Here is a 12,857-nt window from a genome sequence, read left to right on the forward strand (position 1 = left end):
TTATTAATATACAGATGTATTGTTCTCTGACACGTTTTCTAAAATTTCTTTTACACGTCCTAAGAATTTACCACAAATTAAACCATCAAGTACACGGTGATCAAGTGATAAACATAAGTTAACCATGTCACGAGCACCGAACATACCATTATCCATAATTACTGGGCGTTTTACAATTGATTCAACTTGTAAAATAGCCGCTTGTGGGTAATTAATAATACCCATAGATTGAACAGAACCGAATGATCCTGTGTTATTAATTGTAAATGTTCCGCCTTGCATTTCATCAGCTTTTAATGATTTCGTGCGTACTTTTCCTGCAAGTTCTGTAATTTCGCGAGCGATACCTTTAATTGTTTTTTCGTCCGCTTGCTTAATTACTGGTACAAATAGTTCTTCCTCTGTTGCAACAGCGATAGAAAGATTAATGTCTTTCTTCTGAACGATTTTATCGCCAGCCCACATTGAGTTAATTTGAGGATATTCTTTTAACGCTTGTGCTACTGCTTTTACGAAGAAAGCAAAGAACGTTAAGTTAAAGCCTTCACGCTTTTTGAAATCGCCTTTAATTGAGTTACGGTATGACACAAGGTTTGTCACATCTACTTCAATCATCATCCAAGCATGAGGTGCCTCGTGTTTACTGCGTAACATATTTGCTGCAATTGCTTTACGTACACCTGTTACCGGAATCTCGATATCTCCAGGCATTGTCGGCACAGAAACTGGTTTTGCAGCTTCTACTTTTTGCGCTACCGGTGCTACTGCCGCTGATTTTGGTGCTTCTGGACGCTCTGCTACTGCAACAACTTCCTCTTTCTTCGCACCTGCTTGCGGAATATTTCCAGATTCCACTAGCTTTAAAATATCTTTACGAGTAATACGACCATTTGATCCTGTACCTTCTACTAGATCTAAATCAACATTATGCTCACTCGCAAGTTTTAACACAGCTGGTGAAAAACGTGGTTTTCCATCAGTTGGTTGTTTCGCTTTCGGTGCTTTCTCAGGCGTAGTTGCTTCTGCCTTTGGTTCTTCTTTCGTTTTTTCCTCTACAGCTGTTGCAGCTACTTCATCTGCGCCTTCTACTTGAATGACACAAACAACCTCACCTACAGCTAACGTATCACCTTCACCAGCGATTAACTCTTTCACAATACCAGTGAAAGAAGATGGTACTTCTGCATTTACTTTATCAGTCATTACTTCTGCAAGCGGATCATATTTATTTACGTGATCGCCAACATTAACGAGCCATTTGCTAATTGTACCCTCTGTAACGCTCTCTCCGAGCTGAGGCATTGTAATATTTTCTACAGCCATGTATAGTCCCCCCGATTAAAATTCCGCAAGTTCACGCATTGCTTTTTCAACTTTATCTGGATTTACCATAAAGAATTTTTCCATTGTTGGTGCATATGGCATTGCTGGAACGTCTGGACCTGCAAGACGGGCAATTGGTGCATCTAAATCAAACAGGCAATTTTCAGCGATAATAGCTGCCACTTCACTCATAATACTTCCTTCTTTATTGTCTTCTGTTACAAGAAGAACTTTACCAGTTTTTGAAGCAGCTTCAATGATTGCTTCTTTATCTAATGGATACACAGTACGTAAATCAAGAATGTGTGCAGAGATACCATCTTGCGCTAATTTCTCAGCTGCTTGAAGAGCAAAGTGAACACATAATCCGTACGTGATAACAGTAATATCATCACCTTCACGTTTTACATCTGCTTTTCCGATTGGTAATACATAGTCATCTTCTGGCACTTCACCTTTAATTAAGCGATATGCACGTTTATGTTCGAAGAATAATACTGGATCTTCATCACGGATTGCTGCTTTTAATAAGCCTTTTGCATCATATGGTGTAGAAGGGATAACAATTTTTAAACCTGGTTGGTTTGCAAACATCGCTTCTACAGATTGTGAATGATACAATGCACCGTGAACACCGCCACCAAATGGCGCACGAATTGTAACTGGACAAGTCCAATCGTTGTTAGAACGATAACGAATTTTTGCTGCCTCAGAAACAATTTGGTTTACTGCTGGCATGATGAAATCAGCAAACTGCATTTCAGCGATTGGACGCATACCATACATTGCCGCACCAATTGCTACCCCAGCGATTGCAGATTCTGCAAGCGGTGCATCAAGCGCACGATCTTCACCAAATTGATCATATAAACCGTGTGTCGCTTTAAACACGCCACCTTTTTTACCAACATCTTCTCCTAAAACGAATACTTTCTCATCGCGTTCCATTTCTTCGCGCATTGCTAATGTAATAGCATCAATATAAGACATTACAGCCATGAAACGTTCCCCCCTATTCTGCGTATACGTGCTTCAATGCATCTTCAGGTGCTGCATACGGAGCATTTTCTGCATATTCTGTTGCTTCATTTACGATATGCATAATTTCATCTAACATTTGTTTTTCAAATTCCTCAGTTAACACGCCAGCTTCTTTTAAATAAGCTGCAAATGTTATAATTGAATCTTTTTTCTTTGCTTCTTCTACTTCTTCTTTATCACGATAAACACGATCATCGTCGTCACTAGAATGTGCTGTTAAACGATATGATACTGTTTCAATTAAAGTCGGGCCTTCACCACGACGGCCGCGGTCTGCTGCTTCTTTTACAGCTTTGTATACTGCAAGTGGATCGTTTCCGTCTATTGTATATCCAGGCATACCGTAACCAATTGCACGATCTGATACGTTTTTACATGCTAATTGTTTTTCAACCGGAATAGAGATTGCATATTTGTTATTTTCACACATAAAAATAACAGGTAGTTTGTGTACACCAGCAAAGTTTGCACCTTCATGGAAGTCACCTTGGTTTGAAGAACCTTCTCCGAATGTAACAAACGTTACTAAATCTTTCTTCTCCATTTTTCCAGCTAGTGCAATACCAACTGCATGTGGTACTTGTGTTGTTACTGGAGATGATCCTGTCACAATACGGTTTTTCTTTTGACCGAAGTGACCAGGCATTTGACGACCACCAGAGTTTGGATCTCCAGCTTTCGCGAAAGCAGACAACATAAGCTCTTTAGCTGTCATACCAAACGCTAGTACAACACCCATATCACGGTAGTATGGTAATGCATAATCTTTCTCTCTATCAAGAGCGAACGCCGCTCCAACTTGTGCAGCCTCTTGTCCTTGACAAGAAATTACGAATGGAATTTTACCTGCACGGTTTAATAACCACATACGTTCGTCAATTTTACGTGCAAGTAACATCGTACGGAACATTTCTAATACTTGCTCATCACTTAAGCCAAGCTCTTCATGGCGCTTTTCTTTTACTTCTGCCATTTTTCATAACCTCCTAAATCCACATTTTTATGCGTGTAACGCTTTTCCATCTACAGCTAGTGCTGCTTCACCAATCGCCTCAGATAATGATGGATGCGGATGAATTGTATGTGCTACTTCCCAAGGTGTTGCATCAAGTACTCTTGCAAGACCAGCTTCAGAAATCATATCTGTTACATGTGGTCCAATCATATGAACACCAAGAATGTCATTTGTTTCTTCATCAACTACAAGTTTTACAAATCCATCTGATTCTCCGTATACAAGTGCCTTTCCGATTGCACGGAATGAGAATTTACCTACTTTTAACTTATAGCCTTTTTCTTTTGCTTCTCGTTCTGTCAAACCGACAGAAGCAACTTCTGGACTGCTATATACGCATTTCGATACCATAGAATAATCAATTGGTGTAACTTCTTTACCAGCAATATGTTCTACAGCAACAATTCCTTCATGCGAAGCAACGTGAGCAAGTTGCAGGCCACCGATTACATCTCCAATTGCGTAAATATGAGATTCCTTCGTTTGATAAAACTCATTTGTTTGAATGTATCCTTTTTCCACAACAATATCTGTGTTCTCTAAGCCCATATTTTGCGTATTCGCTTGTCTTCCTACAGATACAAGCATTTTTTCTGCTTTAAATGCTTTATTCTCACCGTTATGTTCAGCTTGAATTGTTACTCCATTATCTTTTACCAATGTTTCTGGTAATACTTTTGCACCAGTTACCACTTTAATACCTTTTTTCTTGAATAAACGCTGCATTTCTTTTGAAACGTCATTATCCTCTAGTGGTAATATGTTTTTCGCATACTCTAATACTGTAACTTCTACACCGAAGTCGGCAAGCATAGATGCCCACTCAATACCGATTACACCGCCACCAACGATAATGATCGAACTAGGAAGCGTTTCCATTTTTAGGGCATGATCCGAAGACATTACATACTCTCCGTCTAACTCTAATCCTGGTAATGAATTTGGACGAGAGCCTGTTGCAACAAGTACATTTTTTGGAATTAACATTTCATTCTCTTCTCCACTTGCAAGTTCAACTGAGATTGTACCTGGCATTGGAGAGAAAATAGATGGGCCAAGAATACGGCCAATACCTTCAAACACATCAATTTTACCTTGTTTCATTAAATGCTGAACGCCTTTATGAAGCTGCGTTACAATCTTCTCTTTACGCTCTTGTACTTTAGCAAAGTTTAGTTCTACATTACTTGCAATAACTCCGAACTCTTCTCCTTTTTTAGCAGTTGCGTATACTTCCGCACTACGTAAAAGAGCTTTACTAGGAATACACCCTTTGTGTAAACAAGTACCACCAAGATTTTCTTTTTCAACAAGTGCAGTTTTTAACCCTAGTTGTGATGCACGAATAGCAGCAACGTATCCACCAGTACCCCCGCCAACGATGACTAAATCATATTCTCTTGCCATTATCTCAACCCCTAGCTACTGTTTGTTTTTCTCGTACAACATACTCTTTCGGCGCTTCTTCTTCACGTAATACACGAAGTGCTCCTTCTGCTAACGCTTGTAATTCATCTTCTCCTGGATGTACGATAACATCTGCAATCCAGTGAACACGTTCTTTTATTTCATCGACAAGAATTTTACTGTACGCAAGTCCACCAGTTAATACGATTGCATCGATTTTCCCGTGAAGTACAGCACTAGCTCCGCCAATCTCTTTTGCAACTTGATATGCCATTGCTTTATAAATAAGAGTTGCTTCAGGATCACCTTTTTCAACCATCTGTTCTACTTTAATTGCATCGTTTGTACCGATAAGACTTACAAGTCCACCTTGTCCGACAAGTTTTTTAACCATTTCGTCTCGGTAATACTCACCAGAGAAACACATTTCAACTAATTGTCCTACTGGTACTGTACCAGCACGCTCTGGACTAAATGGTCCTTCTCCGTTTAAGCCATTATTAACATCGATAACTTTTCCTTTTTTATGAGCACCAACTGTAATACCACCGCCCATATGTGTAACTAATAAATTTAAATCCTCATATTTGTGATTTAATTCATCTGCTACTTTACGAGCAACCGCTTTTTGGTTTAATGCGTGGAAAATACTTTTACGTTCCATACCAGCAATACCGCTAATACGAGCAATCGGTTCCATTTCATCTACAACGACAGGATCCACAATGAATGCAGGAATATTTAATCCAGAAGCGATTTCATAAGCTAGAATGCCTCCGAGATTTGAAGCGTGATGACCGCTAAATCCGTTTTTTAAATCTTCTAACATTGCATCGTTTACTGTGTACGTGCCACCTTCGATTGGACGAAGTAATCCACCACGCCCACAAACAGCGTTCAATTTTGAAATGTTAATACCGTGGGAATGTAGAACTTCTAAAATTGTTTCTTTTCGAAACTCGTATTGATCGATAATTCGCTTATATTTTCCGATTTGTTCTTCATCATGACGAATTGTTTCTTCTAAAACGGGTCTTTCATTATCAAAAACACCAATTTTTGTGGATGTACTACCCGGATTAATAACAAGAATTCGATTTAAGGACAATGTTGCTACCTCCACTAATAAATTTAAAAGGAAGTGGAAACCTCATAAGAGGTAACCACACCTTTCGTAAAAGTTGTATATGAATGATTAGCGACGGCTAATAATGTCGTGACCGTTGCGTAAGTATGTGCTACGAGTGTTCTTCAAGCTTGCAATGCGCTCTTCAGCTAGACGATCTGCCGCTACATAAGTTGCTATGCCATCGCGTTTTGAAATTTCGATTACTTTTGCAATTGTGTCATAAATAGACTCAACACGTTTTAATGCACGTTCTCTATTGTATCCATATAATTCGTCTGCTACGTTAATTACGCCACCTGCATTAATAACATAGTCTGGTGCGTATACAATACCCATTTCATGAATGAAGTCACCGTGACGATCTTCTTTTAATTGGTTATTTGCAGAACCTGCGATTACTTTTGCTTTAAGTTGTGGAATAGTTTCATCATTAACTGTTGCGCCTAATGCACATGGTGCGTAAATATCACATTCAACACCGTAAATTTCATTTGGCTCAACTGCTGTTGCACCGAATTCTTCTACTGCACGTTGTACAGCTTCTTTATTAATATCTGTAACGATTAATTTTGCTCCTTCAGCGTGTAAATGTTTGCATAGGTGATACGCTACGTTACCAACACCTTGAATAGAAATTACTCTTCCTTCTAGGTTATCTGTACCAAATGCTTCTTTTGCAGCTGCTTTCATACCACGGTAAACACCGTATGCAGTTACTGGAGATGGGTTACCAGAAGAACCGAATGATGGTGAAATCCCTGTTACAAAATCAGTTTCTTCATGGATAATATCCATATCATCTACTGTTGTACCAACATCTTCAGCTGTAATGTATCGTCCGTTTAGTCCTTGAATGTAGCGTCCTAATGCACGGAACATCGCTTCGCTTTTATCTTTACGTGGATCACCGATAATTACTGTTTTTGCACCACCTAAGTTTAAACCAGCTGCTGCATTTTTGTATGTCATCCCTTTTGCAAGACGCAATGCATCTTCAATCGCCGCTTCTTCAGAATCATATGTCCACATTCTTGTTCCACCAAGGGCTGGTCCAAGTGTTGTATCATGGATTGCAATGATTGCTTTTAAACCAGATTCTTTATCTTGACAAAATACCACTTGCTCATAATCATATTTTTCTAAGTATTCGAAGATTTCTAATGTCATTGTCGTTTCCCCCTAATTGTTTTACCCTATTTGGTTTATTTTGAAGCAGTCGCAACTGCCAATGCTAATGAATATACTTTTGTTTCTGCTGAATCAGCACGTGATGTTAAAACAATCGGTGCTTTAGCGCCAGCAATCATCGCTCCTACCTTTGCATTTGCAAAATAAACGAGTGATTTATATAGCACATTTCCAGCTTCAATCGTTGGGACGAGTAAAATGTCTGCCTTACCTGCTACATTACTTACTATGCCTTTATGTTCTGCTGCAATTTGTGATACTGCATTATCTAAAGCAAGTGGTCCATCAACGACACAATTTTTAATTTGTCCGCGGCGATTCATTTGAGTTAACATCGCTGCATCAATTGTCGCTTGCATCGCAGGATTAACAACCTCTACCGCTGCAATTGGCGCTACCTTTGGCAAATCAATTCCTATTGCCTGGGCAACTTCTACAGTATTTTGTATAATAGCAGCTTTTTGTGTTACATCAGGTGCAATGTTCATCGCTGCGTCTGTAACAAAAATAAGACGATCGTAATTTGGAACTTCAAACGCTGCAACATGTGAAAGTACGCTGCCCTTACGAAGTCCCCACTCTTTATTTAATACAGCTTTCAAAATATTTGCTGTTGGGATGTTCCCCTTCATTAGCACATCTGCTTCGCCATTTTTTACAGCTTTAACAGAAAGTTCTGCAGCCTCAGCACTTGACGTTGCTGCAATCACTTCAATATGTTCTGAAGTTTGTAACCCATGCTCTTGTAGCATCCCTATTATTTTCTCTTGATTTCCATATAGACGAAATTGAGCTAGCTGTAATTGGATTGCTTTCGCTACAGCTTCAATTACTTCATGATCTTCAGCTACTGCTACAGCCACAGTTTTTTTAGGCTGTCCTGCTGCTTGATCAATTAAGTGTTCTAACTTCATATTTTGTAATCAACCCTTTCCGTCGTCCCTTGTCTATTCATTAAGCAAATATCGTGCCAACTTTCGAAAGTGGTCCTACCAATAATGAAAACGCATTCAAAACGCAGTAAAATCAATACTTTGGAAAACAACGAAATATTCTGTCTCGTTTTGTCACTTTTTGTATACCATGCAATAAATTGCACGGTACGCAATTTATTGCATGCTATTTTTTGCACAGTCGTACTTTTCTAGCTTGTAATATAAGTTTCGAACTGAAATTCCTAACGCTTTTGCAGTCTTCGTTTTGTTCCCATCAAATTTCTCTAAATATTCACGGATAATATTCCCCTCAAATTCTGTCACCAGGTTTTCAAGGGCCTTCTCTTCTAATTCAGGTAATAAATTATTTTGTTTCGTCTCTACTTGTTCTTCTTTATGCAAAGGCGGTAAATGATGTACATCAATATATATCTCGTTATAATTCATAAAGATAATAGCTCGTCCTAAAATATTTTCAAGTTCCCTAACATTTCCTGTCCATTCATATGATTGTAAATACGAAACGGCTGAATCGGTGAGTCCTTCTACATTACGACCATAATCTTGATTAATTTTTTGAATTAACCTTTCTGCAATCGCTGGTATATCTCCTTTACGCTGACGAAGGGAAGGAATTTGAATCGGGATTTTATTTAAACGATAATATAAGTCCTCTCTGAACTTCCCTTCTAAAATAGCTTTTTCTAAATTCACATGCGTCGCAGCAATCACTCGAACATTAATAGGTATCGCTTTCGTTCCCCCTACTTTCACAATTTCTTTTTCTTGTAATACACGAAGGAGCTTCGCTTGCGTATTTGCAGATAACTCTCCGATTTCATCTAAAAAAACACTTCCATTATTCGCTTCTTCAAAGAATCCTCGTTTCCCGCCTCTTTTCGCTCCAGAAAACGCGCCTTCCTCATAACCGAATAATTCACTTTCTAATAAGGTCTCAGAAATAGCAGCACAGTTTACTCGTACAAACTTATTGTATTTTCGATTACTACTGTTATGAATAGCGTGCGCAAATAACTCTTTCCCCGTACCAGATTCGCCTCTAAGTAATACTGTGGCTGGTGTATTCGCTCCAAGTTTTGCCTGTTCAATAGCTGCCGTCGTTTCATCTGAATCGCCAACAATATCATCAAATGAATATTTCGCTTCTAACGTTCGAATGATTTGTCTTGCCCTATTCAATTCATTTGTTAACTTTTGAATTTCTGATACATCGCGAATTACCCCTACGCTTCCTTTCAATATTCCATCAACAATAACTGGTGCTACATTTACAATTACATCCCGCTTCTTTTGCCCAATCTTCATATGTATTCCTCGTACCGCTCGGCGCGTCCGAAGTACTTTCATATGCATACTTTCACCTTCTACAATATCAGTTGTAGCCGGCTTTCCTATAATATCCTCTTCGGTTAAACCCGTTAACTTCGTATAAGCAGGGTTTATAACTAATCCTCTTCCTTTCTCATCAACAACCGAAATCGCTTCCTCAGATGAGTTAATAATCGCCTCAAGTAGCGTTTGAATTTCTTTTAAATCTGTAACTTCTTCCGCTAAATCTACAACTTCTGTAATGTCTTTAAAAATCGCAAATGCGCCTTGAACTTCTCCATCTTCTTTTAATATCGGGATACGCGTTGTAATGATCTTATTTTCATTCTCTAACGTCAGTTCATGATTCACTTCTATTTTTTTCGTGCGTATAATACGAAGCAACTTACTCGTTGGAATAACTTCTAAAATATATTTTCCTATCGCCTCTTCTTTCTTATATCCGATAATACGCTCTGCACTTTTATTAAACAGACGAACTTGTCCCTCTTGATCTATAACAATCATACCGTCATGCGTTGAATTTAAAATTAAATTCCCTTGTTGTGTCTGTTCTTCTAGCTTCCCAATTAAGCTTTCCTTCTCATGCGCTAGTCTCGTAACAATTTTTGCAATATCCCCTGGTATAAGAAGGGTGTCTTTATGCTTGCTTCCCAATAAAACTTTATGTAAATCATAATCACCTGTCATATCAAACATTACATCAATATGCATAGAAAGAAACGGAGTTACACTATCACCAATCAGAATCCCATATTCCTTTGCAATTTGTAGTCCTTTCGCCATTGGATTACTATCAATAATCCCTATAATTTGAAATATATTCGAATTTTGTAACAGACTCAGCAGTGTACTTCCACCTTCACCCGCTCCAACAATTAAAACTTTTTGTTTCATACATTACACTTCCTCTCGAAGTATCTCTGCAAAATTTTTCACATCCTTATCTTACTCGTTCAACAACCTCTTGACAAACCCCCTTTTCATATAACATCATTAAAATAAACAAAATAATCTGAAAAGGAGCGTTATGTATGCAGCGTTACCTCGCTCTATTATTAGCACTCATCCCGATTTCATTAGCCGTGCTTGGTATTAAACTAATGAGAGATACTGTATTTGGGATTTTATTCTCCCCAATCCCTATATTATGGTTACAATTTTTAATCGGCGCTCTTTGCTTTGCACTCGGGTTTTATATTTTCGGCGGCTTCGTCTTACACAGAGATCGTAAGAGAAATAAAGTACAAGCCCGCTTCAGAAGATAGAACAAAGTTTTCACATACCGATAAAAAAATGAGACCATTATATTAGGTCTCATTTTTTATCGGTAATAAAGTTCTTGCTGTTTCAGGATAATCAGTAATAATCGCCGATATGTTCATATCAAAATATTTACGCATAAGCGTTTCTTCATTTATCGTGTAAGGACGAACCTCTACACCACTTTCCATCGTTAATTCAGCGATGGCATCTTGAAGATAACGATAATTCGGATGAACTGCAGTAGCACCCATCTTTTTTGCATATGCCCACGGGCTATGCAAACCTTCACGATACAAAATAGCTGTTTGAATATCAGGAGCTATCATATGGCACCTCTTCATACTGTAGTGATTAAAGGAAGAAAAAATAGTCCGATTCTCTAAACTAAACTTACGTACAAGCGTTATTACTTCTTCCTCTAAGCCTCTATATGGAATTATATTATTTTTCAGTTCAATATTAAGTAGCAATTGCGTTTTTCCAAGCCATTCCAGTACCTCTTCTAAAAGAGGGATTTTACAAAAACCTACTTTTTCACTAAATTTATAACTTGCATCTAACTTACATAAATCTTCGTATAAATAATTTCGAACAGCACCTTTTCCATTCGTCGTTCGATTCACAGTTTCATCATGAATGACGACAACTTTTCCATCTTTCGTTAATTGAACATCGAGTTCAATTCCGTCTGCCCCGAAAGCCTCCGCTGCTTCAAATGAAATCATTGTATTTTCCGGATACGTTCCCGCCGCACCACGATGTGCAAATATAAGAGTCATCCTCACTCCCCCAATCTTATGCTATACTATACGAAAAAGGAGGTACTTCTATGAGACCATTACAAATTTCTCCAGACACTGCAGTCCGCCTATCAAAAGCGTTAGGTGTTCCACTTGAACAACTTATGCATATGCCACAGCATATTTTAATACAAAAGTTAGTTGAATTAGAAAAACAAAATAAAGACGAAGAATAATATAGTCCTGTTTTGCAGGGCTTTTTATTATCACCCATTATATCACGGATAACTTACCCACTAAAATTATGAATGCATGGAACAACAAAATAAAAGATCAACGAGTGTTTTAAACTCATTGACCTTTTATAAAAAAATTTATTTTGAATATACTAATCTCAGCTAGCCTTATGTTCAAGTCTTAGCTTATCCGCAACCATTGCGATGAACTCGGAATTCGTAGGTTTTGCTTTGGACATCGATACAGTATAACCAAATAAGGACGAAATAGAATCAATATTCCCACGGCTCCAAGCTACTTCAATTGCGTGACGGATTGCGCGCTCGACACGACTTGCTGTTGTATTATATTTCTTTGCGATATCTGGATATAATACTTTCGTAATAGATCCTAGTAATTCGATATCATTGTACACCATAGAGATTGCTTCTCGTAAGTACATGTACCCTTTAATATGAGCTGGTACACCAATTTCATGAATGATACTTGTAATACTCGCATCTAAGTTTTTCGGTTTTCCATCGATCGTTGTTGCTGATCGGAAAGATGGTAATGGACGTTTAATAGTAGCACTTTCCTTACCACTAACTTGACGAATATGACTTGTTAAATTCTCCATATCAAATGGTTTTAATATGAAATATGATGCCCCTAAATCAACCGCTTTTTTCGTCACATCTTCTTGTCCGAATGCTGTCAACATAATAACGCTAGGTTGTCTTAACCTTTCAATATGTCGCATTTTCTCTAGCACAGCTAGACCATCTAGATGTGGCATAATAATGTCTAAAACGAGTATATCCGGCTGCTTTTCTTTCAATAAGTTTAAACATTCTTGACCATTGTAAGCAGTTCCGATAACTTCCATATCATCTTGGGCAGCAACATAACTCTCTAGCATCGATACCAATTCTTTATTATCATCCACAAGACATACTTTAATTTTCTCCACAGTTTTTCCTCCCTTACCGAATCGATTCTTCCGACATGTGTAAGCTTCTAGGCTACATGAATTGTTCGACAATTGTGTGAAAATTCCCTTTAAAGTTTCTTACTTTCCGATAAAATCACAAAAAAATATGTTTATCGTTCATTTTTTTACTTTCGCAACACATTCCATCATAGAATTACAGCGAAACGTTCAACCCTTTGCTTATATCTTACAACAAAAAACAGCTCTTGCGGAGCTTTTACAAAATTTCAACGAATTTTTCAAAAGAAAAGCG

12 protein-coding genes are annotated in these 12,857 nt (G+C 38.1%); 2 read left to right on the forward strand and 10 right to left on the reverse strand.

All coding sequences use genetic code 11. From position 1 onward, the window contains the following. Nucleotides 1-3: 3 nt before the first annotated feature. The 8 genes from MR071_RS01795 to MR071_RS01830 form a co-directional block, all read right to left on the reverse strand. Nucleotides 4-1,323, reverse strand: a complete 1,320-nt coding sequence (locus MR071_RS01795; RefSeq protein WP_105584563.1) for a dihydrolipoamide acetyltransferase family protein — start codon at nucleotides 1,321-1,323, stop codon at nucleotides 4-6. A 15-nt stretch (nucleotides 1,324-1,338) separates the two neighbouring features. Continuing rightward, entirely contained in the window at nucleotides 1,339-2,322 is a 984-nt protein-coding gene (gene bfmBAB, locus MR071_RS01800; RefSeq protein ID WP_000290071.1) for a 3-methyl-2-oxobutanoate dehydrogenase subunit beta, read from the reverse strand. Between the two features lie 13 nt (nucleotides 2,323-2,335). Continuing rightward, nucleotides 2,336-3,337 carry a 3-methyl-2-oxobutanoate dehydrogenase subunit alpha gene (gene bfmBAA / locus MR071_RS01805; protein ID WP_000852549.1) on the reverse strand — a complete coding sequence of 334 codons (1,002 nt, stop codon included), beginning with the start codon at nucleotides 3,335-3,337 and terminating at the stop codon, nucleotides 2,336-2,338. 27 nt (nucleotides 3,338-3,364) lie between these two features. Continuing rightward, the gene (lpdA, locus tag MR071_RS01810; protein WP_105584562.1) at nucleotides 3,365-4,786 is read right to left on the reverse strand and encodes a dihydrolipoyl dehydrogenase; all 1,422 of its coding nucleotides are present in this window, start codon (nucleotides 4,784-4,786) and stop codon (nucleotides 3,365-3,367) included. Nucleotides 4,787-4,790: 4 nt separating this feature from the next. Then, nucleotides 4,791-5,894 carry a butyrate kinase gene (buk, locus tag MR071_RS01815; RefSeq protein ID WP_070144809.1) on the reverse strand — a complete coding sequence of 368 codons (1,104 nt, stop codon included), beginning with the start codon at nucleotides 5,892-5,894 and terminating at the stop codon, nucleotides 4,791-4,793. A gap of 87 nt (nucleotides 5,895-5,981) precedes the next feature. Beyond that, entirely contained in the window at nucleotides 5,982-7,082 is a 1,101-nt protein-coding gene (locus tag MR071_RS01820; RefSeq protein WP_242234710.1) for a Leu/Phe/Val dehydrogenase, read from the reverse strand. Nucleotides 7,083-7,117: 35 nt separating this feature from the next. Beyond that, the gene (gene yqiS / locus MR071_RS01825; protein WP_242234712.1) at nucleotides 7,118-8,017 is read right to left on the reverse strand and encodes a phosphate butyryltransferase; all 900 of its coding nucleotides are present in this window, start codon (nucleotides 8,015-8,017) and stop codon (nucleotides 7,118-7,120) included. A gap of 195 nt (nucleotides 8,018-8,212) precedes the next feature. Then, on the reverse strand, nucleotides 8,213-10,285 hold the full coding sequence (locus tag MR071_RS01830; RefSeq protein WP_242234714.1) for a sigma-54 interaction domain-containing protein: 2,073 nt from the start codon (nucleotides 10,283-10,285) through the stop codon (nucleotides 8,213-8,215). A gap of 137 nt (nucleotides 10,286-10,422) precedes the next feature. Between MR071_RS01830 and MR071_RS01835 the strand changes: the two genes are divergently transcribed. Then, complete coding sequence (locus MR071_RS01835) at nucleotides 10,423-10,656, forward strand: DUF2627 domain-containing protein (RefSeq protein ID WP_001190193.1); 234 nt, start codon at nucleotides 10,423-10,425, stop codon at nucleotides 10,654-10,656. 42 nt (nucleotides 10,657-10,698) lie between these two features. Here MR071_RS01835 and MR071_RS01840 read toward each other — a convergent pair whose 3' ends face one another. Further along, nucleotides 10,699-11,433: a glycerophosphodiester phosphodiesterase gene (locus tag MR071_RS01840; protein WP_105584557.1), complete on the reverse strand. Its 735-nt coding sequence runs from the start codon at nucleotides 11,431-11,433 to the stop codon at nucleotides 10,699-10,701. A 50-nt stretch (nucleotides 11,434-11,483) separates the two neighbouring features. Between MR071_RS01840 and MR071_RS01845 the strand changes: the two genes are divergently transcribed. Further along, nucleotides 11,484-11,630 carry a YycC family protein gene (locus MR071_RS01845; protein WP_001247671.1) on the forward strand — a complete coding sequence of 49 codons (147 nt, stop codon included), beginning with the start codon at nucleotides 11,484-11,486 and terminating at the stop codon, nucleotides 11,628-11,630. 158 nt (nucleotides 11,631-11,788) lie between these two features. Here the strand turns inward: MR071_RS01845 and spo0A are convergent, their stop codons facing one another. Next, on the reverse strand, nucleotides 11,789-12,583 hold the full coding sequence (gene spo0A / locus MR071_RS01850) for a sporulation transcription factor Spo0A (protein WP_105584556.1): 795 nt from the start codon (nucleotides 12,581-12,583) through the stop codon (nucleotides 11,789-11,791). Nucleotides 12,584-12,857: the final 274 nt, after the last annotated feature.

The sequence above is a fragment of the Bacillus cereus group sp. BfR-BA-01316 genome, assembly GCF_022664195.1.
Lineage (GTDB): Bacteria > Bacillota > Bacilli > Bacillales > Bacillaceae_G > Bacillus_A.